24 protein-coding genes, 1 rRNA gene, 2 pseudogenes and 1 other annotated feature are annotated in these 24,329 nt (G+C 52.6%); of the genes and pseudogenes, 9 read left to right on the top strand and 18 right to left on the bottom strand.

The features are described from left to right. Positions 1 to 48: 48 nt before the first annotated feature. The 4 genes from SK51_RS10065 to rluD form a co-directional block, all read right to left on the bottom strand. A 16S ribosomal RNA gene (locus SK51_RS10065) occupies positions 49 to 1,590 on the bottom strand. A gap of 426 nt (positions 1,591 to 2,016) precedes the next feature. Next, a complete protein-coding gene (clpB, locus tag SK51_RS10060; RefSeq protein ID WP_023306732.1) occupies positions 2,017 to 4,590 on the bottom strand; it encodes an ATP-dependent chaperone ClpB in 2,574 nt (857 codons plus the stop codon). A gap of 129 nt (positions 4,591 to 4,719) precedes the next feature. Continuing rightward, the gene (yfiH, locus tag SK51_RS10055; RefSeq protein ID WP_023298396.1) at positions 4,720 to 5,451 is read right to left on the bottom strand and encodes a purine nucleoside phosphorylase YfiH; all 732 of its coding nucleotides are present in this window, start codon (positions 5,449 to 5,451) and stop codon (positions 4,720 to 4,722) included. Continuing rightward, positions 5,448 to 6,428 carry a 23S rRNA pseudouridine(1911/1915/1917) synthase RluD gene (rluD, locus tag SK51_RS10050; protein ID WP_022649057.1) on the bottom strand — a complete coding sequence of 327 codons (981 nt, stop codon included), beginning with the start codon at positions 6,426 to 6,428 and terminating at the stop codon, positions 5,448 to 5,450. The genes yfiH and rluD overlap by 4 nt, the downstream gene beginning before the upstream one ends. Before the next feature lie 131 nt (positions 6,429 to 6,559). On the opposite strand from rluD, the gene bamD reads away from it, so the two are divergent. From bamD to pheA, 4 genes are all read left to right on the top strand, one after another. Further along, positions 6,560 to 7,297, top strand: coding sequence for an outer membrane protein assembly factor BamD (gene bamD / locus SK51_RS10045; protein ID WP_003863164.1), 738 nt, complete (start codon positions 6,560 to 6,562; stop codon positions 7,295 to 7,297). A gap of 267 nt (positions 7,298 to 7,564) precedes the next feature. Then, positions 7,565 to 7,906: a ribosome-associated translation inhibitor RaiA gene (gene raiA / locus SK51_RS10040; RefSeq protein WP_006811628.1), complete on the top strand. Its 342-nt coding sequence runs from the start codon at positions 7,565 to 7,567 to the stop codon at positions 7,904 to 7,906. A 103-nt stretch (positions 7,907 to 8,009) separates the two neighbouring features. Continuing rightward, positions 8,010 to 8,135 (top strand) — a sequence feature (Phe leader region). After that, complete coding sequence (pheL, locus tag SK51_RS25205; protein WP_100229775.1) at positions 8,011 to 8,058, top strand: pheA operon leader peptide PheL; 48 nt, start codon at positions 8,011 to 8,013, stop codon at positions 8,056 to 8,058. Its footprint overlaps the feature before it by 48 nt. 30 nt (positions 8,136 to 8,165) lie before the next feature. Beyond that, complete coding sequence (gene pheA, locus SK51_RS10035; RefSeq protein WP_023306733.1) at positions 8,166 to 9,326, top strand: bifunctional chorismate mutase/prephenate dehydratase; 1,161 nt, start codon at positions 8,166 to 8,168, stop codon at positions 9,324 to 9,326. On the opposite strand, the gene SK51_RS10030 is transcribed toward pheA, so the two are convergent. The 5 genes from SK51_RS10030 to SK51_RS25600 all read right to left on the bottom strand — a co-directional run bounded on the left by SK51_RS10030 (position 9,323) and on the right by SK51_RS25600 (position 12,103). Continuing rightward, entirely contained in the window at positions 9,323 to 10,195 is an 873-nt protein-coding gene (locus SK51_RS10030; protein WP_023306734.1) for an SMP-30/gluconolactonase/LRE family protein, read from the bottom strand. The two genes, pheA and SK51_RS10030, sit on opposite strands and share 4 nt — an antisense overlap. A 144-nt stretch (positions 10,196 to 10,339) precedes the next feature. Next, positions 10,340 to 10,543: an ogr/Delta-like zinc finger family protein gene (locus tag SK51_RS24125; RefSeq protein WP_071881511.1), complete on the bottom strand. Its 204-nt coding sequence runs from the start codon at positions 10,541 to 10,543 to the stop codon at positions 10,340 to 10,342. 72 nt (positions 10,544 to 10,615) lie between these two features. After that, positions 10,616 to 11,044 (bottom strand): WapI family immunity protein, encoded by a 429-nt coding sequence (locus tag SK51_RS10025; RefSeq protein ID WP_023298399.1) that lies wholly within the window; start codon positions 11,042 to 11,044, stop codon positions 10,616 to 10,618. Between the two features lie 10 nt (positions 11,045 to 11,054). Next, a complete protein-coding gene (locus SK51_RS10020; RefSeq protein ID WP_023298400.1) occupies positions 11,055 to 11,726 on the bottom strand; it encodes a hypothetical protein in 672 nt (223 codons plus the stop codon). Between the two features lie 89 nt (positions 11,727 to 11,815). Next, positions 11,816 to 12,103: a DUF7415 domain-containing protein gene (locus tag SK51_RS25600; protein WP_223861968.1), complete on the bottom strand. Its 288-nt coding sequence runs from the start codon at positions 12,101 to 12,103 to the stop codon at positions 11,816 to 11,818. A gap of 124 nt (positions 12,104 to 12,227) precedes the next feature. Between SK51_RS25600 and SK51_RS10010 the strand changes: the two are divergent. Next, positions 12,228 to 12,830: pseudogene (locus SK51_RS10010) on the top strand (tyrosine-type recombinase/integrase); the annotation flags it as partial. Between the two features lie 185 nt (positions 12,831 to 13,015). On the opposite strand, the gene tyrA reads toward SK51_RS10010, so the two are convergent. Further along, positions 13,016 to 14,137 (bottom strand): bifunctional chorismate mutase/prephenate dehydrogenase, encoded by a 1,122-nt coding sequence (tyrA, locus tag SK51_RS10005; RefSeq protein ID WP_023298402.1) that lies wholly within the window; start codon positions 14,135 to 14,137, stop codon positions 13,016 to 13,018. 10 nt (positions 14,138 to 14,147) lie between these two features. Further along, positions 14,148 to 15,218 carry a 3-deoxy-7-phosphoheptulonate synthase AroF gene (gene aroF / locus SK51_RS10000; protein WP_006811632.1) on the bottom strand — a complete coding sequence of 357 codons (1,071 nt, stop codon included), beginning with the start codon at positions 15,216 to 15,218 and terminating at the stop codon, positions 14,148 to 14,150. A gap of 478 nt (positions 15,219 to 15,696) precedes the next feature. Between aroF and SK51_RS09995 the strand changes: the two genes are divergently transcribed. The 3 genes and pseudogenes from SK51_RS09995 to SK51_RS09985 all read left to right on the top strand — a co-directional run bounded on the left by SK51_RS09995 (position 15,697) and on the right by SK51_RS09985 (position 17,941). Beyond that, entirely contained in the window at positions 15,697 to 16,233 is a 537-nt protein-coding gene (locus SK51_RS09995) for a regulatory sequestration protein YfiR (protein ID WP_032671643.1), read from the top strand. Beyond that, positions 16,226 to 17,446 (top strand): annotated as a pseudogene (dgcN, locus tag SK51_RS09990) (diguanylate cyclase DgcN). Before SK51_RS09995 ends, dgcN begins: the two are co-directional and overlap by 8 nt. 12 nt (positions 17,447 to 17,458) lie before the next feature. Continuing rightward, entirely contained in the window at positions 17,459 to 17,941 is a 483-nt protein-coding gene (locus SK51_RS09985; protein ID WP_032676468.1) for an OmpA family protein, read from the top strand. A gap of 2 nt (positions 17,942 to 17,943) precedes the next feature. Here the strand turns inward: SK51_RS09985 and SK51_RS09980 are convergent, their stop codons facing one another. From SK51_RS09980 to ffh, 7 genes are all read right to left on the bottom strand, one after another. Beyond that, positions 17,944 to 19,314: a PepSY-associated TM helix domain-containing protein gene (locus SK51_RS09980; protein ID WP_023306738.1), complete on the bottom strand. Its 1,371-nt coding sequence runs from the start codon at positions 19,312 to 19,314 to the stop codon at positions 17,944 to 17,946. A 38-nt stretch (positions 19,315 to 19,352) separates the two neighbouring features. Next, a complete protein-coding gene (locus tag SK51_RS09975) occupies positions 19,353 to 19,757 on the bottom strand; it encodes a DUF2946 domain-containing protein (RefSeq protein ID WP_022649065.1) in 405 nt (134 codons plus the stop codon). Positions 19,758 to 19,889: 132 nt separating this feature from the next. Continuing rightward, positions 19,890 to 20,237 carry a 50S ribosomal protein L19 gene (gene rplS / locus SK51_RS09970; RefSeq protein WP_002914145.1) on the bottom strand — a complete coding sequence of 116 codons (348 nt, stop codon included), beginning with the start codon at positions 20,235 to 20,237 and terminating at the stop codon, positions 19,890 to 19,892. Between the two features lie 43 nt (positions 20,238 to 20,280). Continuing rightward, entirely contained in the window at positions 20,281 to 21,048 is a 768-nt protein-coding gene (trmD, locus tag SK51_RS09965) for a tRNA (guanosine(37)-N1)-methyltransferase TrmD (protein WP_003863138.1), read from the bottom strand. A gap of 31 nt (positions 21,049 to 21,079) precedes the next feature. Next, positions 21,080 to 21,619, bottom strand: a complete 540-nt coding sequence (gene rimM, locus SK51_RS09960) for a ribosome maturation factor RimM (RefSeq protein ID WP_003863136.1) — start codon at positions 21,617 to 21,619, stop codon at positions 21,080 to 21,082. 15 nt (positions 21,620 to 21,634) lie between these two features. Next, on the bottom strand, positions 21,635 to 21,883 hold the full coding sequence (rpsP, locus tag SK51_RS09955; protein WP_022649067.1) for a 30S ribosomal protein S16: 249 nt from the start codon (positions 21,881 to 21,883) through the stop codon (positions 21,635 to 21,637). A gap of 116 nt (positions 21,884 to 21,999) precedes the next feature. After that, positions 22,000 to 23,361 carry a signal recognition particle protein gene (ffh, locus tag SK51_RS09950; RefSeq protein ID WP_003863132.1) on the bottom strand — a complete coding sequence of 454 codons (1,362 nt, stop codon included), beginning with the start codon at positions 23,359 to 23,361 and terminating at the stop codon, positions 22,000 to 22,002. 166 nt (positions 23,362 to 23,527) lie between these two features. Between ffh and SK51_RS09945 the strand changes: the two genes are divergently transcribed. Continuing rightward, positions 23,528 to 24,319 (top strand): cytochrome C assembly family protein, encoded by a 792-nt coding sequence (locus SK51_RS09945; protein WP_014832951.1) that lies wholly within the window; start codon positions 23,528 to 23,530, stop codon positions 24,317 to 24,319. Positions 24,320 to 24,329 lie beyond the last annotated feature (10 nt).

Here is a 24,329-nt window from a genome sequence, read left to right as displayed (position 1 = left end):
TTTCATCAGACAATCTGTGTGGACACTACAAAGGCAGGTTCTTTAAGGTAAGGAGGTGATCCAACCGCAGGTTCCCCTACGGTTACCTTGTTACGACTTCACCCCAGTCATGAATCACAAAGTGGTAAGCGCCCTCCCGAAGGTTAAGCTACCTACTTCTTTTGCAACCCACTCCCATGGTGTGACGGGCGGTGTGTACAAGGCCCGGGAACGTATTCACCGTGGCATTCTGATCCACGATTACTAGCGATTCCGACTTCATGGAGTCGAGTTGCAGACTCCAATCCGGACTACGACGCACTTTATGAGGTCCGCTTGCTCTCGCGAGGTCGCTTCTCTTTGTATGCGCCATTGTAGCACGTGTGTAGCCCTACTCGTAAGGGCCATGATGACTTGACGTCATCCCCACCTTCCTCCAGTTTATCACTGGCAGTCTCCTTTGAGTTCCCGGCCTAACCGCTGGCAACAAAGGATAAGGGTTGCGCTCGTTGCGGGACTTAACCCAACATTTCACAACACGAGCTGACGACAGCCATGCAGCACCTGTCTCAGAGTTCCCGAAGGCACCAAAGCATCTCTGCTAAGTTCTCTGGATGTCAAGAGTAGGTAAGGTTCTTCGCGTTGCATCGAATTAAACCACATGCTCCACCGCTTGTGCGGGCCCCCGTCAATTCATTTGAGTTTTAACCTTGCGGCCGTACTCCCCAGGCGGTCGACTTAACGCGTTAGCTCCGGAAGCCACGCCTCAAGGGCACAACCTCCAAGTCGACATCGTTTACGGCGTGGACTACCAGGGTATCTAATCCTGTTTGCTCCCCACGCTTTCGCACCTGAGCGTCAGTCTTTGTCCAGGGGGCCGCCTTCGCCACCGGTATTCCTCCAGATCTCTACGCATTTCACCGCTACACCTGGAATTCTACCCCCCTCTACAAGACTCTAGCCTGCCAGTTTCGAATGCAGTTCCCAGGTTGAGCCCGGGGATTTCACATCCGACTTGACAGACCGCCTGCGTGCGCTTTACGCCCAGTAATTCCGATTAACGCTTGCACCCTCCGTATTACCGCGGCTGCTGGCACGGAGTTAGCCGGTGCTTCTTCTGCGGGTAACGTCAATCGACAGGGTTATTAACCCTGTCGCCTTCCTCCCCGCTGAAAGTACTTTACAACCCGAAGGCCTTCTTCATACACGCGGCATGGCTGCATCAGGCTTGCGCCCATTGTGCAATATTCCCCACTGCTGCCTCCCGTAGGAGTCTGGACCGTGTCTCAGTTCCAGTGTGGCTGGTCATCCTCTCAGACCAGCTAGGGATCGTCGCCTAGGTGAGCCGTTACCCCACCTACTAGCTAATCCCATCTGGGCACATCCGATGGCAAGAGGCCCGAAGGTCCCCCTCTTTGGTCTTGCGACGTTATGCGGTATTAGCTACCGTTTCCAGTAGTTATCCCCCTCCATCAGGCAGTTTCCCAGACATTACTCACCCGTCCGCCACTCGTCAGCGAAGCAGCAAGCTGCTTCCTGTTACCGTTCGACTTGCATGTGTTAGGCCTGCCGCCAGCGTTCAATCTGAGCCATGATCAAACTCTTCAATTTAAGTTTGATGCTCGTGAATTAAACTTCGTAATGAATTACGTATGTTCACTCAGAGACTTGGTATTCATTTTTCGTCCGAGGACGTTAAGAATCCATGTCACTTTGAGTGCCCACACAGATTGTCTGATAAATTGTTAAAGAGCAGTGCCGCTACGTTTTCGCTGCGGCGCGGGGTGTGCATATTACGCTTTCCCGCTTCAGAGTCAAGCGTTTATTTTGCTTTTCTCTGCTGACCCGGCGGCTTGCGTGCCGTTGTTCCGTGTCAGTGGAGGCGCATTATAGGGAGTTCTTCTGAGGCTGCAAGTGCAAAGTGAAAATTATTTACTGACTGCTCACTTTCCAGGCAAAACACATCTCAGACCTTAATTCTTGCCTGGTTTTTAAACAAAAACGAGCCGCAAGCGGCCCGTTTTTGCGTTTTGTGACTTACTGCACTGCCACAATTCGGTCTTCGTTGGCTTCCAGACGGATAACTTTGCCCGGAACCAGCTCCCCGGAAAGGATTTGCTGCGCCAGCGGGTTTTCGATCTGCTGCTGGATTGCACGTTTTAACGGACGCGCGCCATAAACAGGATCGTAACCATTCTTGCTCAGCAGTTTCAGCGCATCATCCGAGATGTGGATTTCATACCCACGCTCTTCCAGACGCTTGTACAGACGCTGCAACTGGATCTGCGCAATCGACGCAATGTGTTTCTCACCCAGCGGATGGAACACGACCACTTCATCAATACGGTTGATGAACTCCGGACGGAAGTTTTGGCTGACCACACCCAGCACCAGATCTTTCATATGGCTGTAATCCAGCTCACCGAAGCGTTCCTGAATCAAATCGGAACCCAGGTTCGAGGTCATGATCACCACCGTGTTACGGAAATCGACCGTTCTTCCCTGCCCGTCCGTCAGGCGTCCATCATCCAGCACCTGCAACAGGATGTTAAACACATCAGGGTGTGCCTTTTCCACTTCATCTAGCAGGATGACGGAATAAGGACGACGACGAACCGCTTCCGTCAGGTAACCGCCCTCTTCATAACCGACATATCCCGGAGGCGCACCGACCAGACGCGAGACAGAGTGTTTCTCCATAAACTCGGACATATCGATACGCACCATCGCGTCATCGCTGTCGAACATAAAGTTAGCCAGCGCTTTACACAGCTCGGTTTTACCGACACCGGTTGGCCCCAGGAACAGGAACGAGCCGATGGGACGATTCGGATCGGACAGCCCCGCACGGCTACGACGAATGGCGTTAGATACCGCTTCGACCGCTTCGTTCTGGCCAATGACGCGCTGATGCAGATCCTGCTCCATACGCAGCAGTTTTTCGCGTTCACTTTCCATCATGCGAGCTACAGGAATCCCCGTCCAGCGCGCCAGCACTTCGGCAATCTCGGCGTCCGTCACTTTATTACGCAACAGACGCATGGTTTTGCCTTCCGACTGCGTGGCGATCTCAAGCTGTTTTTCCAGCTCAGGGATCTTGCCGTACTGTAGCTCGGACATCCGCGCCAGGTCCCCTACGCGACGCGCCTGCTCAATGGCAATTTTCGCCTGCTCCAGCTCCGCCTTGATTGTCTGGGTGCCAGAGAGGGAGGCTTTCTCAGCTTTCCACTCTTCTTCCAGCTCAGAATACTGACGCTCTTTCTCATCCAGCTCTTCGTTGAGCATATCGAGGCGTTTCTTACTCGCTTCATCAGACTCTTTGTTCAATGCCTGCTGTTCCAGCTTGAGCTGAATAATGCGGCGATCGAGTCGGTCCAGCTCTTCCGGTTTCGAGTCAATCTGCATACGGATGCTGGACGCCGCTTCATCGATAAGGTCGATGGCTTTATCCGGCAACTGACGGTCGGCAATGTAACGATGCGAAAGCGTCGCCGCCGCAACGATGGCCGGGTCAGTGATCTGCACATGATGGTGCAGCTCATAACGCTCTTTCAGACCACGCAAAATCGCGATGGTATCTTCAACGCTTGGTTCTGCGACAAACACCTTCTGGAAGCGTCGCTCCAGCGCGGCATCTTTTTCAATGTACTGACGATACTCGTCCAGCGTAGTGGCACCGACGCAGTGAAGTTCACCACGTGCCAGCGCAGGTTTCAGCATGTTCCCTGCATCCATTGCGCCGTCAGCTTTACCTGCCCCCACCATAGTGTGCAGTTCGTCAATAAACAGGATGACGTTGCCTTCCTGTTTCGCCAGATCGTTCAGCACGCCTTTCAGACGCTCTTCAAATTCACCGCGGTATTTCGCCCCGGCCACCAGCGCGCCCATATCCAGCGCCAGTACGCGACGGCCTTTCAGCCCTTCGGGCACTTCGCCATTAACGATACGCTGCGCCAGCCCTTCAACGATGGCGGTTTTACCGACGCCAGGCTCACCAATCAGCACCGGGTTGTTTTTGGTACGGCGTTGCAGTACTTGAATAGTCCGGCGAATTTCTTCGTCGCGACCGATTACCGGGTCAAGTTTGCCCTGCTCGGCACGTTCGGTCAGATCGACCGTAAATTTTTTCAAAGCCTGACGTTGGTCTTCGGCTCCCTGGTCGTTCACGCTTTCACCTCCGCGCATTTTCTCAATCGCCTGGGTCACATTAGCGGTGGTTGCACCGGCGGATTTCAGCAGGTCGGTTAAGGTACCGCGTGATTCAAGCGCCGCCAGAACAAACAGCTCTGACGAAATAAAGTTGTCCCCACGTTTTTGCGCCAGCTTGTCGCAAAGGTTCAGTACACGCACCAGATCCTGTGACGGCTGTACGTCGCCACCAGTACCTTCTACCTGCGGTAAACGACTCAGCGCCTGATCGATGGCGGTGCGTAACTGGCCAGCATTAATGCCAGCGGACGTTAACAAAGGACGTACCGATCCCCCTTCCTGATTCAGCAAGGCGCTCATTAAATGAAGAGGTTCGATAAATTGGTTGTCGTGCCCCAGTGCGAGGGACTGGGCATCGGCGAGAGCAAGCTGGAATTTATTAGTAAGACGATCCAGACGCATAACTCCTCCCATAACAGGTCAAATTTGCTACTGGAGATTAAATGAGGTCATCCCTCAATTATTCAAGGTTAATAACCTGAATTATGTGAAAAGAAAACGGCGCGTACCGGATCGTCTTGATTCTTTAGGTTATATCAGCCAAATGAAACTTGCCATACGGCCTGTCGTCTTGTCACGGCGCCAGGAGAAAAAATCACCTTTTTCGGTGAATGTACAGCGATCTCCGCCAAAGATCTGGGTCACGCCGACATTATTAAGGCGCTGGCGGGCAAGCTGATAAATATCGGCCAGATATTTATCGCCGGACGCCACAAACGCATTAACCGCCTGAGGATCTTTTTCCATAAAAGCTTGCCGAACCTCAGGCCCCACTTCAAATGCCTGCGGGCCAATCGCCGGGCCAAGCCAGGCGATGAGATTTGCAGAATCGTCCTGGAAGCAGGCAACGGTCTCTTCCAGCACGCCTTCACACAGGCCACGCCAGCCCGCATGCGCTGCTGCAATCTCCGTACCGGCACGGTTACAAAACAACACCGGCAGGCAATCAGCGGTCATCACCGCGCAAACCGTTCCCGGCGTATTGCTGTACGAAGCATCGGCGCGTTTAGACGCATAGGGCTCACCCGTAAGCTTCAGCACCGCTTTACCGTGCACCTGCTCAAGCCAGACCGGTTTTGAAGGAAGGTTTCCCGCAGCAAACAGACGCTTACGGTTCTCTTCGACGTGCTCCAGGTTATCGCCACAGTGCGCACCGAGGTTCAAAGACGCCCACGCACCCTGGCTCACGCCACCGATACGGGTCGAGCTACAGGCGGCCACGCCTTCAGGCAGCGGCCACTCCGGGACAATCAGTTTGGTCATAACCAGTCCACGTGATCCTTATGTTCTTCGAAATCTGCGCGCATCGCGTCGATAAGTTCCACCATATCCTGTGGGATAGGCGCATGCCATTCCATCTGAATTCCGGTGATTGGGTGGTAAAGACGTAGCATCGTCGCATGCAGCGCCTGGCGATCGAATTTACGCAGCACGGAGATGAATTCATCCGATGCGCCCTTTGGTGGACGCGGACGACCGCCGTAAACAGGGTCACCCACCAGCGGATGGGTAATATGCGCCATGTGCACGCGGATCTGGTGAGTACGCCCGGTTTCCAGACGCAGACGCAGGCGCGTATGAATACGGAAATGTTCCATGATGCGGTAGTGGGTCACCGCCGGTTTACCCATCGGGTGCACGGACATATGCGTACGCTTGGTTGGATGACGACTAATCGGCTCTTCCACCGTGCCGCCAGAGGTCATATGACCAATGGCCACCGCTTCATACTCACGGGTGATTTCGCGCAGCTGCAAAGATTCCACCAGTCGAGTCTGGGCGGGGATCGTCTTCGCCACCACCATCAGACCCGTGGTGTCTTTATCCAGACGGTGAACGATACCGGCACGCGGTACGTCAGCTATCGGCGGGTAATAATGAAGGAGTGCGTTAAGTACCGTACCGTCAGGATTACCCGCGCCCGGATGGACGACAAAGTCACGCGGTTTGTTGATGACCAGAATATCGTCATCTTCGTAGACGATATCCAGCGGGATATCCTGCGGCTCGAAGCGGACTTCCTCTTCGATTTCAGCATTGATGGCGACAGCTTCCCCACCAAACACTTTCTCTTTTGGTTTGTCCCAGATCTTGCCGTTTACCAGCACGCGCTGGTCAAGGATCCATTCTTTTATACGTGAACGCGAATAATCAGGGAACAATTCGGCCAAAGCCTGATCTAAGCGTTGACCGAGCTGATTTTCGGAGACTGTTGCGGTGAGTTCTACTCGTTGTGCCATAAACTGCTTCTTCGTTTAACGTTGGGTTTTACGGCTTTGCCGTTTAATATAGTGTGCTATTGTAGCTGGTCTTAATCGGGAGCAGGAACTGAGTTTCTCCCGGACAAACATTTGAGGAAAGTCAAAACGTCATGACGCGCATGAAATATCTGGTGGCAGCGGCCACGTTGAGCCTGGCTTTGGTGGGCTGCTCCGGTTCGAATGAACAGGTCCCTGACAATCCGCCGAATGAAATCTATGCGACTGCACAACAAAAGTTGCAGGACGGTAACTGGAAACAGGCGATAACGCAACTGGAAGCGTTGGATAATCGCTATCCGTTTGGTCCGTATTCACAGCAGGTACAGTTAGATCTGATCTACGCCTACTATAAAAATGCCGATCTGCCGCTGGCTCAGGCAACGATCGATCGTTTCATGCGTCTGAACCCTACCCATCCTAACATCGATTACGTGATGTACATGCGCGGCCTGACTAACATGGCGCTGGATGACAGTGCATTGCAGGGCTTCTTCGGGGTGGATCGTTCTGACCGTGACCCGCAACATGCGCGTGATGCTTTCAATGACTTCTCCAAACTGGTGCGTAGCTACCCGAACAGCCAGTACATTACCGATGCCACTAAGCGTCTGGTGTTCCTGAAAGATCGTCTGGCGAAATACGAGTACTCCGTCGCGGAATACTACACTCGCCGTGGCGCATGGGTTGCCGTGGTTAACCGTGTAGAAGGCATGCTGCGTGATTATCCAGATACCCAGGCCACGCGTGATGGCCTGAAGCTGATGGAGAATGCGTATCGCCAGATGCAGATGACGGCTCAGGCTGACAAAGTGGCGAAAATCATCGCCGCGAACAGCAGCAACACCTGATACCGCTACAACGCATAACGGCAGCCCTCAGGCTGCCGTTTTTTTATTCTTTCAGACTTACGCTGAAGCGGTTTAGCTTCAACACATCCAGTCAACTATGACCGCAATTGCTGGCTTCGACAAGGTAAATCTCACCTCTTCCTGCCCTGCCTCACAAAAAAGATTCCCTGACAAAAACCGACAAAATAACGTGATCTAAATCACACATTTTGACATTAGGTCGGGTATGCTGGAATTACCAAGACGGAAAGACAAGAGGTAAAATTTATGACAATGAACATTACCAGTAAACAAATGGAAATTACTCCGGCAATCCGCCAGCACGTCGCAGACCGTCTCGCCAAACTGGATAAATGGCAAACACATTTGATTAATCCACATATCATCCTGTCCAAGGAGCCGCAGGGTTTCGTCGCTGATGCAACTATCAATACTCCAAACGGCCATCTGGTCGCCAGCGCTAAACACGAGGATATGTACACCGCAATTAACGATTTGATCAACAAGCTGGAACGGCAGCTCAATAAAGTGCAACACAAAGGTGAAGCCCGTCGCGCCACAACATCGGTGAAAGACGCCAGCTTCGCGGAAGAAGTTGAAGAAGAGTAATCCTTTAAATTGAGTGTACCGACAACGCGCCTTCGGGCGCGTTTTTTATTGACAGGATCAAAACAGTACAGGTACTTTAACCCTATCAATTTCAGGATGACCTAATGAAACAGACGCCGTTTTTCTTCGCATTCTTTTTTACCTTCCCCTGACCGGGAGGCGTTTCGTCGTGTGATAAAGAATGCGAAGACGAACAACAAGGCCTCCCACACCGGGAGGCCTTTTTTATTGATAACGATAAAATGAGACAGACAACACTATGACACCGGAAAACCCGCTCCTGGATTTACGCGTAAAAATCAGTGCACTCGACGAAAAGTTACTGGCCCTGCTGGCAGAACGCCGCGCGCTCGCCATTGAAGTTGGCAAAGCCAAGCTGGATTCTCATCGGCCGGTGCGCGATATCGATCGCGAGCGTGATTTACTGGAACGGTTGATACAGCTCGGCAAAGCGCATCATCTTGATGCCCACTACATCACCCGCCTGTTCCAGCTCATCATTGAAGATTCCGTTCTGACGCAACAGGCCCTGCTCCAGCAGCATCTGAACAAAACCAACCCGCACTCTGCTCGGATCGCTTTCCTCGGCCCGAAAGGTTCTTATTCTCACCTGGCGGCTCGCCAGTACGCAGCCCGTCATTTCGAAGAGTTCATTGAGAGCGGTTGTGCAAAATTTGCAGACATCTTCAACCAGGTCGAAACCGGCCAGGCAGATTACGCCGTGGTGCCTATTGAGAACACCAGTTCCGGCGCCATCAACGATGTTTACGATCTGCTCCAGCACACCAGCCTGTCGCTGGTCGGTGAGCTGACTATTCCTATCGATCACTGCGTGCTGGTCTCTGGCTCAACCGATCTGAGTCAGATTGAAACGGTGTACAGCCACCCGCAGCCGTTCCAGCAGTGCAGCCAGTTCCTGAACCGTTATCCGCACTGGAAAATTGAGTACACCGAAAGCACCTCGGCGGCGATGGAAAAAGTGGCGCAGGCAAACTCTCCTGCCGTCGCGGCACTCGGTAGCGAAGCGGGCGGCGCGCTGTATGGCTTACAGGTGCTGGAACGCAATCTGGCCAACCAGACGCAAAATATCACCCGTTTCGTGGTTCTTGCCCGCAAGGCCATCAACGTGTCGGACCAGGTCCCGGCGAAAACCACCCTGCTGATGGCGACCGGACAGCAGGCGGGTGCGCTGGTTGAAGCGCTGCTGGTGCTGCGTAATCACAACCTGATCATGACGAAGCTGGAATCCCGCCCAATACATGGCAACCCGTGGGAAGAGATGTTCTATCTCGACGTTCAGGCCAACCTGGAGTCTGCATCCATGCAGAAAGCCCTGCGCGAACTGGGCGAGATCACACGCTCCATGAAAGTACTGGGCTGCTATCCGAGCGAAAACGTGGTCCCGGTCGATCCGGCTTAATGTTCGATAAAGCGGCTTTTCTTCATCCCTGCCACATTTACAGGCAGGGTGAAGATGGCACCGGAAAGCGGGTATTTCGCCAGCTCCTCCGCCTCCATATTTTCCCGCGTGGTGGTGATAAACAGCGTTTTCATATCGTCGCCGCCAAAGCAGACCATTGTCGGGCAGCGTACCGGCAGCCGGTATTCTTCCAGCTGTTCGCCTTGCGGTGAAAACCGTGCGATACGCCAGCCGTCAAACAGTGCGCTCCAGTAGCAGCCTTCCTCATCCATTGCCGCTCCGTCGGGTATACCCTCTCCCTCGCTAAAACGGCGAAACTCTTCGCGCTTACCGGGTTCCCCCTGCTTATCAAGCGGCGTACGGTAGATCACACCGTTCGGCGTATCAGAAGTAAACATCCACCGTTTGTCAGGGCTAAACGCTAAACCGTTATGCCCCTGAATATCGCACTGGATCACTTTCGGTGTCAGGTCGTTGTCGATACGCATCAACATGGCGCCGTTATAATCTCCCGGCCCCCAGAACGTGCCCGCATAAAACCGTCCCTGATGGTCGGTGCCTCCATCGTTAAAGCGTGCAAGCTGCGGGTTGGACGGGTTATCGCAAACCTTACGCTGGAGCAGGCCGTGTTTATCGGTCAGCCAGATGGCGTTTCGCATCGCGACGATAAATCCGCCGCGTTCACGTAGGGCAAAACACCCAACTTCTTCATGGAATGAGAGCACCGAGTGTTCCGCGGTGGGCAGATGGTACCGATGAATCTCCCCTTCCAGAATATCCGCCCAGTAGAGCGCCTTTTCTTCAGCACTCCACGTCGGGCATTCGGGCAGATGCCCGGTATAGTTCAACAGCAGTTGCGGTTCAGCCATGACAATTCCCCAAAATGAAAAAAGCCAGCATTGCTGTTTTAATTTTAGACGCAAAAGGCTGAAACAAAAGGATTTGTTTCTGACGATGTCCACACGTCGTCCACGCATCGAAAAAGCCCTGCCATGTGCAGGGCTTTCTTTTGGTCACATCCAGTGGATTTGTTGCTGGCCTGATTGCGTCGGGTGCGGCGGCGCTGGTACTACTTCACCCGGCGAAACGATAAAGCTCTCGACCGTCTCAGTGGTGATGAACGTGCAACTGCAAATGATGTTTGAGCACTGATGATACAGCTCCTTGCCTGTGCGGCGCGCATGGCCTGCGCCTTTGAGCCGCACCAGCGCTGTCACTGGCTGGCAAAAACTGGAATAAAAAATGAATGCAAACTCATCCACTGATGCATGCACATCTAAAATTGCGAATCAACTCGTCCAATTAATGATTTCGTCCAGCCCGGAAAGTATTGCAGGAAAATAACTTTCATCCATTCCAAGACTATCACTGACTACGACGCTTTCAGCAGGATTTTCCGGCCTTAGCGTTAATGTTAAAAGCACCCCACGCCCTGTTGATGATGGTGAAAACACAAGATTTAACTGATTTTCTGTGCTATCAAAAATCACCTCACGAGCCTTCGTGCCATCAACTAAACTTCTATGTAACTCCCTGAGTTTAGCTTTAAGAGCATTAAGCTCTCCGACATTAAAGGATGCCTGATATTGTGTTTTAAGCTCGGGTAGTTCGTACTCCACATAGGTATGTATCCAGTCATACTCTGGTATGTCAGGGGTATTATCACGCCCAAAGGGGGAAATCCGTAAAATTTTCCTGTCGCTAATTATCTCAATCATATTCCCCCCATCACTTGTATAAAAAATGAGTTATTGTCCAGTCTTTCTCACGCACCAATACTTCTATCATATATTTTTTATAATAATAGGTTCCTTTTTTCGCCCGATTCTCAACAAGTTTATATATCTCAGATTCGTAACGAAAAAGACCTTGAGCCTTTTGAGGATCTGGCGTTCTTTTGCCGTAGCGAATAACTTTTTCCTGAAGTTGCAAGGGCACATATCGCGCGGGATTAAGCATATGTTTAGCAGGAGTTGCGGTCATTTTAAGGGTTCGTGCAGATAACCCCATTTTCAGCCGACCACGTAAGAGACTGATAGTAGCCTCACTGAGCCTCACAGTTACAGCGGTTTTAACTCCACTCTCCAGTAACGCTTTACCAGCCCGAAAAAGACGAAATGCACCCAAGGCAATTAATACGATGTCTGTTGGGTCAATCAGGGGGGCTTCTAGTGGCGCTTCTTCCAGCCTGACAAACATGCCGTCGGTATCATAAATCTGCCATAAACCGGGAGCCTGAGAGACTGAATAGCCAATACACATCCCAGTTTCGTCATCAACAATGGGTTTTGAATTCAGTGGAGGATTGCGGGGGCGAAATTCGAAGTATTCACCGGCTGGTAATGTTGACTGGAAGGTGTAGAAACGTCCTGGCTCGTCCGTAATTAATCCAACGCTCATTGTCCTAATTTCCTTTTGGGCTAACCTTTGGGGTCATCATAATGGACGTTTTTACTTCAATCTACTTTCCTGACTCTGATTTTATCGACTTAGAGGCTAACGCCTCGCCGCGCTCGTTGTTCAACACCACCGGCGCTGAAAGCAAATTTCAGCACCGGCGGTGCTGGCATTATTCGCGTATGGCTCATTTTAACCACCCATTTTTTTAGCATCATCAACAAGCTCGTCTGAATATTGCCAGGCTCCGTTATCAGCCACGAAGCCCCAGCCGAAACACCGTTAGTCATTTCATATCCAACAGCCAGCCCTGGCGGGTGTAAAATTTCGTGATTAATTCTGAAAACCAGCCCCTTCTCGCTTAGTTCTTTCCAGTTCATGATTGTCATACCGCAGTCGGCGTCATCCAGCATCAACTGGAAACTCAACATTACATAATTTGCTACCCACTCAGTTAAATCGATAACATTCGTTACCCTCACTGACACGCGTTTTCGGTATACCCTCTTTCTTGTATCAGGCATGTTCACGAAGCTGATTCAACTTTAAGAGTTTGCTGGGGTGCACCCCGTTCATGGTTTGCCACCATTGGCAGAGGCTAACCCTGAAATGGCTTTCCTTAACAAAGCAGAAAGTGCGCTGCTGCTTAAGTCATTTACAGGTGAGGATCTGCTGGTTGCCCTGCTGGGGATTAGTACCGGCGGGCGGTGGTCAGAGCTGGCAACACTCAAACCGGCACAAATAGTAAACGGGCGCGTGACATTCCTGAAAATCAAAAACGCAAAAAAGCGCACTGTACCGATTTCTTCTGAGCTTGAATCGCTGATAAAGAAGAATACCAGCGGGAATCTGTTCAACATCGATTACGTGAGTTTTTGCAAAGTGCTGAAGATGGTTAAACCTGATATTCCTGCAAATCAGGCAACGCATATTTTGCGTCATACCTTCGCAAGTCATTTCATGGTGAACGGGGGTAACATCATTTCATTACAGCAAATACTGGGTAATGCAAACATCCAGCAGACGATGACTTATGCGCATTTGTCACCGGAGTACCTGCAAAATGCCGTGGCATTGAATCCGCTTTCAGGAGGGATATCGCTGTAGGTTCTGCTCCCCCCGGAGTGTCCACATTGCGTCCACACTTCGGGGTATTAGAAACGGATCCAGATGGTTACAGCTTTTTTAAATTACTGTTTTTATTAGTGATAATTTAAATGGTTGATAAACCACATCCACCCATTATATGAAAAAAGCCAGCATTGCTGGCTTTCAGTATATACATCATCAGATTACTGGCGACTGTCATTTGCCTGGCGCAACAGCGTGCGGCTTTCACTCTGGAATCGCGTGGCGTAATCACCGAACCAGTGCTCCACTTTACGGAAACTGTCGATAAACGCTTGTTTATCGCCGTGTTCCAGCAAGGTGATCGCTTCGCCAAAACGCTGATAGTAGCGCTTGATCAGCGCCAGGTTATTTTCAGACGACATGATGATGTCGGCGTAAAGCTGTGGATCCTGGGCAAACAGTCGCCCGACCATCGCCAGCTCCAGACGATAAATTGGCGAGGAAAGCGCCAGCAATTGTTCAAGCTGAACGTTCTCTTCCGCCAGGTGCAGACCATAGGCGAAGGTTGCAAAGTGGCGCAGCGCCTGAATAAACGCCATGTTCTGATCGTGCTCAACCGCACTGATACGGTGCAAACGTGCCCCCCAGACCTGAATCTGTTCCAGGAACCACTGATACGCTTCCGGCTGACGACCGTCGCAGTAAACCACTACCTGCTTCGCCAGGCTGCCGCTGTCCGGGCCAAACATCGGGTGTAACCCAAGCACGGGCCCGGTGTGCGCCGCCAGCATTGCCTGTAGAGGGCCATTTTTAACGGACGCCAGATCCACCAGAATGCAATCTTCCGGCAGCGGAGGAAGTTTCGCGATAATCTGCTCCGTCACATGAATCGGTACGCTGACGATAACCATTCCGGCATCCTTAATGAGCTCCGGCGCATGCGGCCAGTCCTCTTTTTCCAGGATGCGCACCTGATAGCCAGAAAGCGTCAGCATTTTTTCAAACAGACGCCCCATCTGGCCGCCGCCACCGACAATCACCACCGGACGCAGCGACGGACAGAGAGTTTTGAAGCCCTTGTCGTTTTCGCTGGAATAGGATTCCCGCATCACACGACGCAGGACATCTTCAATTAAGTCCGGTGAAACGCCCAGCGCCTGTGCCTCTTTACGGCGGGAGGCGAGCATAGAGGCCTCACGCTCCGGAACGTAAATTGGCAGGCCGTATTTGCTTTTAACTTCGCCGACCTCAGCAACCAGTGCCATGCGGCGCGCCAGCAGGTCCAGCAACGCCTTATCCACTTCATCAATTTGATCGCGTAATGCGGTCAATTCAGCAACCATAACTATCCTCTTATGCCAGACGCGTCGCCAGCTGGCCGTTCAAATCTTTGTGGATCTCACGCAGTAGCGCATCAGTGGTTTCCCAGCTGATGCAAGCATCCGTGACCGAGACGCCGGGCTTCATCGCGCTACGCGGCTGTTCCGATGACTGATTGCCTTCATGAATATTACTTTCAATCATCAGGCCGATAATTGAACGGTTACCATCTTTAATCTGTGCAATCACAGATTCTGCAACCGCAGGCTGGCGACGGTAATCTTTATTCGAATTACCATGACTGCAATCTACCATCAGCGCCGGACGCAGTCCCGCCTGTTCCATCTCTTTTTCACACTGCGCGACATCCGCCGGGCTGTAGTTTGGCGCTTTACCACCGCGCAGGATCACATGCCCGTCCGGATTGCCCTGCGTTTGCAGCAGGCATACCTGGCCCGCCTGGTTGATCCCGACAAAACGATGGGGCATAGCGGCGGCGCGCATGGCGTTAATCGCCGTGGCCAGGCTGCCGTCGGTACCGTTTTTAAAACCAACCGGCATAGACAGGCCAGACGCCATCTCGCGGTGGGTTTGTGACTCGGTGGTGCGCGCCCCAATCGCAGACCAGCTAAACAGATCGCCGAGGTACTGCGGGCTGTTCGGATCCAGCGCTTCGGTTGCCAGCGGCAGCCCCATGCTGACCAGCTCCACCAGCAGGCGACGCGCAATCTTCAGGCCCGCTTCCACATCAAACGAGCCATCCATGTGCGGATCGTTAATCAACCCTTTCCAGCCAACCGTTGTACGTGGCTTTTCAAAATAGACGCGCATCACCAGATAGAGGCTATCGCTGACCTCCTCCGCTAATGCTTTAAATCGACGAGCGTACTCAATGGCGGTTTCAGGATCGTGAATGGAGCAAGGACCACATACCACCAGCAGGCGCGGATCGCGGCCTGCGATAATGTCAGAAATGGTCTGGCGAGAGTGCTCAATCTGAGCTTCCTGCGCGACGCTCAGCGGGAATTCCGCCTTCAGTTGATCCGGGGTGATTAACACCTGTTCGTCAGTGATATGTACGTTGTTCAGCGCGTCTTTTTGCATGATTGCGATCCTGTAAAACTCGTTTGCGATAGTGGTTTTCCTCGAAGAGGTGACACAACGATAACACATCAAGTAAAGATTTCAATCCAAAATACGTACAGATTATTTTACAGCAGCCATTTAAATGCCAAATCACAGGTTAAAATCGTAAACATAAAATTACACATACGCTTTTAACGCCAGTCTACGCTCACACCAGGCACGCTATCCCGGCGCTGGCCGTTAGCTTAATTATCCTCGGGTGAATTGAGGGAAAGTTGCGTGGCTACATAAATCCTGGCAACAAAAAATGAATAAAAGTATGAATTCCAGCAGACTTAATTGAGCCTGCCTAAATTACTTTGAATATCGTGCTCTGTAAGATTTAGCTTAGGTCAAGACAGGGATATTTCTGACATAATGACGGCTTTGAGAAAGAATGGTATTCTGCCGGAAATTCATAAGGGCATCTATTTCCGGGGCGGTTTGGCGGATTCTGATGAGAAATACATTCTTGATCGCTTTGCTTCACCTCCCCCTGGCGCTAATGCTGTTCATTTTGGTGAACCCTGCAAGGGCAGGCTCGCTCACGGAAACGGATAAATCGGTACGTTCGATTGTTTCTGGTATTGTAAGCTACACCCGATGGCCAGCACTTTCCGGCCAGCCTAAGCTCTGTATTTATGCCTCTTCCCGTTACAGACAGGCGCTCAGCAGTGAGGATGTAAATAACCCGTTGCCCTATAGTCCTGTCATTGTGCATAGCGATCGGGAAGCACTCACAGCAAGGTGCGATGCCCTCTATTTCGGGAACGAATCACCGGCAAAACAACAGGAAATAATAAATCACTATCAGGGCCAGGCGTTGCTATTAATGTCAGAGCAAAATCCTGAATGCGTTATTGGCAGCGCATTTTGTCTGATAATAGAGCACAACAAGGTCAGGTTTTCCGTAAATCTGGATGCGCTGACGCGCAGTGGCGTAAGAGTCAATCCGGATGTATTAATGCTCGCACGGAATAAGAAGCATGAATAAGGAAGTCACACCAACACCGCGTCCGACGTTTAAAAGAACGTTGCGGCGAATCAGCATGATAAGCGTCATTATTACGATGACGTTTATATGGTTGCTGCTGTGTTTCGCTTCCGTGGTGACATTAAAGCAATACGCGCAAAAAAACCTCGAACTCACCGGCGCCACCATGAGCCACAGCCTTGAGGCCTCTCTGGTGTTCAACGATGCCGTGGCGGCAAATGAAACGCTGGCGACCCTCGGCAAGCAGGGGCAATTTGCCGTGGCGGAAGTGCTAAATGCACATCATAAACGGTTTGCCTGGTGGTCGTGGAACCCGGCGGATAATACCGACACGCTGGGCGCGCTGGTCAACCGGTGGTTGTTCCCTGTTCCTGTCGCACAGCCCATCATACATAACGGTAATGTGATTGGCGAAATTCGTCTGACCGCACGAGACAGCCTGATTAGCCACTTTATCTGGCTCTCATTTGCGGTCCTCACTGGCTGCATTCTTTTTGCCTCTACCGTCGCATTGACCATCACCCGCTCGCTACATCATGGCATGGTTGTTGAAATGCAAAACATCACTGACGTTGTGCATGACGTCCGTACCAACCGCAACTTCTCTCGCCGGGTAACGGAAGGCCGCATTGAAGAGTTCCACCAGTTTGGTGAAGACTTCAACAGCCTGTTGGATGAAATGGAATAGTGGCAGCTCAAGCTACAGGCGAAAAACGCTCAACTGTTGCGTACCGCCATGCACGATCCGCTCACGGGGCTTGCAAACCGCGCCGCGTTTCGCAACAACATTGCGGCCTTAATGAATGACGCTTCGGCAAAGACCAATTCTGCCCTGCTCTTCCTGGACGGTGATAACTTCAAGTTTATTAACGACACCTGGGGCCATGCCGCGGGCGACTGCGTACTGATCGAAGCCGCAAAAAGGATGGTCGAATTTGGCGAAAAACGTCATCAGTCTTACCGTCTTGGCGGCGACGAGTTTGCCATGATCCTTTATGGCGTCCACACCGCGCGTGAGGTCGAATATATTTGCGCTGCGCTGTCGCAGCAATTTATCCGTCCGTTTGATCTGCGTAACGGACACACAGCATCCATGTCACTCAGCATTGGCTTTGCTCTGGCGTGGGAAAATGCCTCCGTCGAGGCATTGCTTGAGCAAGCCGATCGCAATATGTACCTGGTCAAAAACCAGCGTTCGAAAACAATACCCTGAAAGGAAGACGATATGTTGAAGCGATACTTCGCGCCGTTGTTACTGGCATCTCTGGTTATGTCCGGGTGCCAGACGCCGGAGGGTAAATTCACACCAGAGCAAATCGCGGCCATGAAGTCCTACGGCTTTAACGAACTGAATGGCGACTGGTCCCTGGGCCTGTCGGATAAGATCCTGTTTGATAAAAATGACGCCAGACTGCGTCCGGAAAGTGAAACGCAGATCCAGACTATGGCCTCACGTCTGGCGGCAACCGGTCTGAATCACGCCCGGATGGACGGCCATACGGATAACTATGGCGAAGAGAGCTACAACGAAGCGCTTTCGTTAAAACGTGCCAATGTTGTAGCGGATGCCTGGGCGAAGGGCGCGAACATCCCGCGCAGCAACCTCACTACGCGGGGTTTAGGCAAAAAATACCCTCTCAGCAACAACTGTACTGCGCAAGGGCGCGCTGAAAACCGCCGTGTTGCGGTAGTTATCAGCACGCCTTAAGGCTATTTAGCGGATGTGCCGGCGAGCGACACGCCTGAAGCCGCTCGCCAGCGCAGCCAGTCAATCACGATAAATACCGCCAGACTGACGCCCATTACCGGCAACGCCAGCCCCAGCAGGAGGCTTATCATGAACGTCACTCCCCTTCCCCACAGCGGCAATGCCAGCCAGCTTTGACAGAGCGTCTGTACCGGGTTCGCGGCTGACATCGCAGGACGACGCATCCACCACATCCGATATCCCCAGATAATCAGCACGCACAGCGCAACGCCAAACGCGATGAGCAGCAGCTGATTTGCCAGACCAAACAGGATCCCCATATGGAAATCCACGCCCCAGCGGGTGAGTTTAGCCATCAGCGGGAAATCCCCAAAGCGAGTCCTGTCCAGCACCTTCAGAGAGTGGGGGTCCACGGCAACGGCATCAACCTGCGTCGGCCAGCGGCGATCGATTTCCGTCACCGTCCAGGCCTGGTCGACCCTGCTTGCCGGACGGATCTCAACGTTGTTCGCATCAATTCCTGACTGGCGGGCGGCCTGCAATACGCTGTCAAAAAGCGACAGTTCAACAGGCATTTCAGGCATCGACATTCCGCCGTGATGACCATGATGTTCGGCGTGTTCATCCATCATTTCCGGCGCACCGGAAAGGGTGGTGTTTACCTGCGGCGTCAGCCAGTTCATCTCTGCACGCAGCTTATCGACGTTGCCACCGGCCCATTGTGACCAGGTTAACCCGGTGACTGAGAACAGCAGCATTCCCGCCAGTAAGGTCCAGCCTAAGATCACATGCAGGCGACGACGATTCTGGAAACGATTGTTAATACGGCGCTTCGGTCGGGTATAGAACCACAGCGCGATCCCGCCCAGGGCAGCAACCCACATCCACGAGGCGGCTAACTCGCTATAGAGGCGCCCGAGGTTGCCCAGCATCAGCGAGGTATGCAGATAATCGATAGTCTGACGCAGCGGTAAAATCCCGCTGGTGCCGTAGACGGTCATATCCCCTCGAACCTCAAGGCTGGCGGGATCAATAAAAATAGCCCGATGCTCGGAGGGACCCAGCGCCGGGTCGGCAAACATCACGCGGGTCGTTTCGCCCTCTTCCAGCCCCGGACGAACGGCATGCAGACGCAGATCTGATTCTACGGCCTTTTCGGCCGCGGCAATTTGTGCAGCAAGAGGCTGCGCCTCACCCACGGCATCCGTGTGGAGTGCATGATGGTACAGCGCATTTTCAAGCTGCGGCGTGGCGACATACAGCGTACCGGTCAACGCTGCGAAGAAAATAAACGGACCAACAAACAGCCCGATATAGAAATGGAGGCGACGCAGCAGGTTTCCCCATGCCGCGCGCGGAGTGCAGGTAGTCATACTTTTCCTTTTTAAGGCAAAAAGTGAGTGATTTTGTTTTAAAGGGAGAAAGCAGACCGACGCGGCGGCGCGCGGGTATCGGGGTAAAGCCAGGGGAAAAAGTGCCAGTGGCTGACCGCCTGACGAGGCGGCTTCATGCGCAGCCGCTGCAACACCACGCTGAGCAGAACGATAAGCGCCAGCATCACGCCCGGCACATGCGCTAACAGCACGCAGTAGCCGCAGGCTTCCGCATGGTCAACTGGCATGGAATGCGGCATATCCCCATGATGCTCGTCCATCGACATCATGCTCATGTCATGGTGCATGCCCGGCATGGCGCTCATGGGATCTTTTTGCAGCGAGACGGAGATCAGCGGCGCCACGACGATCAGCAGGATCGCAAACAGCGCGGTCAATGCCGCTGCGCGTTTCCAGCTATGCTGATGCAGTACGTTATCCACTTACCCTCCCCCCAAGAGGCGAACATTGTAAATGATTTATGACGGAAGGGTTAACGCGAGAGGTGCGATGGGATAAAAAAAGGGCCAGCCTTTCGGCCAGCCCTTTCTGACAGGATGTCGCTTAAGCGAATCTTAGTTCAGACGCTCTTTAATACGAGCAGACTTACCAGTACGCTCACGCAGGTAGTACAGTTTAGCTTTACGTACAGCACCACGACGTTTAACAGCAATGCTGTCAACTACCGGAGAGTGAGTCTGGAAGACACGCTCAACGCCTTCGCCGTTGGAAATTTTACGAACAGTGAATGCAGAGTGCAGACCGCGGTTACGAATAGCGATAACCACGCCCTCGAATGCCTGCAGACGTTTTTTGGAACCTTCAACAACCCATACTTTCACTTCCACGGTGTCACCTGGACGGAAGGAAGGTACGTCCTGCTTCATCTGCTCTTGTTCAAGTTGCTTTATAATGTTGCTCATAATTTAATCTCTTATCCTGGGTAAACTGATATTCGGGAGCGTATTACGCTTTCCCATCATGTTCATGCTGCTGGTGCGCGTGTTCAGTTTTGAACTCGGCCAGCAACTTTGCTTGCTCTTCAGTCAGAGCCAGGTTTTCCAGAAGTTCAGGTCTTCTAAGCCAGGTTCGGCCCAGCGACTGCTTCAAACGCCAGCGACGTATCTCGGCATGGTTTCCAGACAGTAACACTGCCGGGACTTCCATCCCTTCTAACACTTCAGGACGAGTATAGTGTGGACAGTCCAGCAATCCATCGGCAAAGGAATCTTCCGTTGCCGAAGCTTCATGGCCCAGAACCCCCGGAATAAACCGGGCGACGGAGTCAATCAGCGTCATTGCTGGTAGCTCACCACCGCTGAGAACGTAATCGCCGATAGACCATTCTTCGTCAATCTCGGTTTGAATTACGCGCTCATCTATCCCTTCGTAGCGACCACAGACCAGAATCAGCTTTTGATTCGTCGCCAGTTCGCTCACGCCCGCTTGATCAAGCTTGCGTCCCTGAGGTGACAGATAAATCACCTTCGCGCCTTCACCTGCCGCGGCTTTTGCTGTGTGAATGGCGTCCCGTAAGGGTTGCACCATCATCAACATCCCCGGTCCGCCGCCGTAAGGACGATCGTCCACGGTACGGTGCCGGTCGTGCGTGAAGTCACGAGGACTCCAGCTCTGGATGCTCAGCAGGCCATTCTTTACTGCCCGGCCAGTTACCCCGTAATCGGTAATCGCGCGGAACATTTCAGGAAACAGGCTAATTATGCCAATCCACATAGCGCCGTCTTTTACCGTTTATCCGGAGAATTTAAAAACCAGGATCCCAATCTACTTCAATGGTTTGAGTAGTGAGATCGACTTTCTTGATAACCTGTCCATCGAGGAACGGGACCAACCGCTCCTTGATGCCAAATGCATCTTTCAGGTTTGCCTTAATGACGAGAACGTCATTTGACCCGGTTTCCATCATGTCGATGACTTTCCCCAGGCTGTAGCCTTCAGTGGTCACTACCTGGCAACCCATAAGGTCTTTCCAGTAGTAGTCACCCTCTTCCAGTTGCGGCAACTGCGACGAATCCACGACAATTTCACAATTAGTCAGCGCATTCGCGGCATCTCGATCGTCAATGCCTTTCAGCTTGATGATGATGTCCTGATTGTGGTGACGCCAGCTTTCCAGCTCGACCTCTTCCCACTTACCGGCTTTCTGGATAAACCAGGGCTGGTAATCAAAAATGCTATCAGCGTCTTCAGTGGAGGAAAACACTCTGAGCCAACCACGGATACCGTAGCAAGAACCCATTTTTCCCAATACGATCGGTTCAACAGGTGCTTTATTGCTCATCATGACCACCGTGACAGATTAAGCTGCTTTGTTTGCTGCTTTGATCAGCGTAGCAACGCGATCGGAAACAGTAGCGCCCTGGCCAACCCAGTGAGCGATACGATCCAGATCCAGACGAGTTTCTTCTTCTGCGCCAGAGGCCAGTGGGTTGAAGAAACCAACGCGCTCAATGAAGCGACCGTTGCGTGCATTACGGCTGTCAGTCACAACAACCTGGTAGAACGGACGCTTTTTAGCGCCGTGACGTGCTAAACGAATAGTTACCATAACATCCTCTTGTGTGAATAAAACAACCGGGCCCCATCGAGGAACGGAGCCCGGGTGTCATATTAAAAGCCCGAAAATTTTACTCATTTTCGGGCAAAAAGCAATCTCAAAAGCGATTATCGCCCAGGAAAACCGGGCGGCATCATGCCTTTCATGCCGCGCATCATCTTCGCCATGCCGCCTTTCTTCATTTTCTTCATCATGCGCTGCATGTCGTCGAACTGTTTCAGAAGGCGGTTAACGTCCTGGACCTGCATGCCGCAACCGGCTGCGATACGGCGCTTGCGGGAACCTTTGATGATTTCTGGCTTCGCGCGCTCTTTCAGCGTCATCGAGTTGATGATTGCCTCCATACGCACCAGCACTTTGTCATCCATCTGGGATTTGACGTTGTCCGGGATCTGCCCCATACCCGGCAGTTTACCCATCAGGCTTGCCATACCGCCCATGTTTTTCATCTGACGCAGTTGCTCAAGGAAGTCGGTCAGATCGAAACCGTCACCTTTTTTCAGCTTGCTGGCGAGTTTTTCAGCCTGCGCGCGGTCAACCTTGCTTTCGATATCTTCGATCAGCGACAGCACGTCGCCCATGCCGAGGATACGGGAGGCAATACGATCCGGGTGGAACGGCTCCAGCGCTTCGGTTTTCTCGCCCACGCCGAGGAACTTAATTGGCTTACCGGTGATATGACGAATAGACAGCGCCGCACCGCCGCGAGCGTCGCCGTCGACTTTGGTCAGCACCACGCCGGTTAACGGCAGGGCTTCGTTAAACGCTTTTGCGGTGTTCGCCGCATCCTGACCGGTCATGGCGTCGACAACAAACAGGGTCTCTACCGGATTGATAGAAGCATGAACCTGCTTGATTTCGTCCATCATCGCTTCGTCAACGTGCAGTCGCCCGGCGGTATCCACCAGCAGCACGTCGTAGAATTTCAGCTTCGCCTCTTTCAGCGCCGCGTTAACGATGTCAACAGGCTTCTGCGCCACGTCGGACGGGAAGAAGTCTACGCCAACCTGCTCGGCCAGCGTTTCCAGCTGTTTGATCGCCGCCGGGCGATACACGTCCGCCGAAACCACCAGCACTTTTTTCTTGTGCTTTTCGCGCAGGAATTTCCCCAGCTTACCGACGCTGGTGGTTTTACCCGCACCTTGCAGACCCGCCATCAGCACGACGGCTGGTGGCTGAGCCGCCAGGTTAAGCACCTGGTTCTCTTCGCCCATCGCCGAAACCAGCTCGTTACGGACGATTTTGACGAACTCCTGACCCGGAGTCAGGCTCTTGTTAACTTCATGACCAACCGCTTTCTCTTTCACGCGGTTGATAAAATCACGCACGACCGGCAACGCAACGTCTGCTTCCAGCAGCGCCATGCGCACTTCGCGCAGCGTTTCCTTGATGTTCTCTTCGGTGAGGCGTCCACGGCCGCTGATGTTGCGCAGCGTGCGCGACAAACGATCGGTTAAATTATCAAACATTGTCTCTCGCCTGGGGTAGAAACGTTAGGTCGCCTGGGCGACACATACACAGAATTTTGCCGGAGTATAACATGAAGGCGCCTTTGTTGTTATGCAACGGTTGGAGCAGGCGTCACGTAACGTTATACTGCTTCTCTTTCTTATTAAGACAACTGTCGACGCCTATATGCCTGTTTTCGCACTGATCGCCCTTGTTGCCTACTCTGTCAGCCTCGCGCTGATCATTCCTGGCCTGCTGCAAAAAAACAGCGGCTGGCGGCGCATGGCTATTCTTTCGGCAGTGATCGCACTGATTAGCCATGCGTTTGCGCTGGAATCACGCATCATTCCCGGCGACGGCAGCGTGCAAAATCTGAGCGTGCTGAACGTCGGCTCGCTGGTCAGCCTGATGATCTGTACGGTCATGACCATTGTCGCGTCTAAAAATCGTGGCTGGCTGCTGCTGCCGATAGTCTACGCCTTTGCGCTGATCAACCTGGCGTTAGCCACGTTCATGCCCAATGAGTTTATTACCCATCTGGAAGCCACGCCGGGGATGCTGGTGCATATCGGCCTGTCTCTATTCTCCTACGCGACGCTGATCATCGCCGCCCTTTACGCCATGCAGCTCGCCTGGATCGACTACCAGCTGAAAAATAAAAAGCTGGCGTTTAACCATGAAATGCCGCCGCTGATGGTGATTGAGCGTAAGATGTTCCACATCACCCAGGTCGGCGTGGTTTTGCTGACGCTGACGCTGTGCACGGGCTTGTTTTATATGAAGAACCTGTTCAGCGTGGAGAATATCGATAAAGCGGTCCTCTCCATCATCGCGTGGTTTGTCTATATTGTCCTGTTATGGGGCCATTATCATGAAGGCTGGCGCGGTCGTCGCGTGGTCTGGTTCAACGTTGCGGGTGCGGGCATTCTCACGCTTGCCTATTTTGGTAGCCGCTTCATACAGCAATTTGCTGGCTAAGTAACAAAAG

Source organism: Enterobacter sp. MGH85 (assembly GCF_001037655.1).
Lineage (GTDB): Bacteria > Pseudomonadota > Gammaproteobacteria > Enterobacterales > Enterobacteriaceae > Enterobacter > Enterobacter intestinihominis.
The sequence above is the reverse complement of the archived record's forward strand: the minus strand, read 5'-3'. Positions and strand labels throughout refer to the sequence as shown.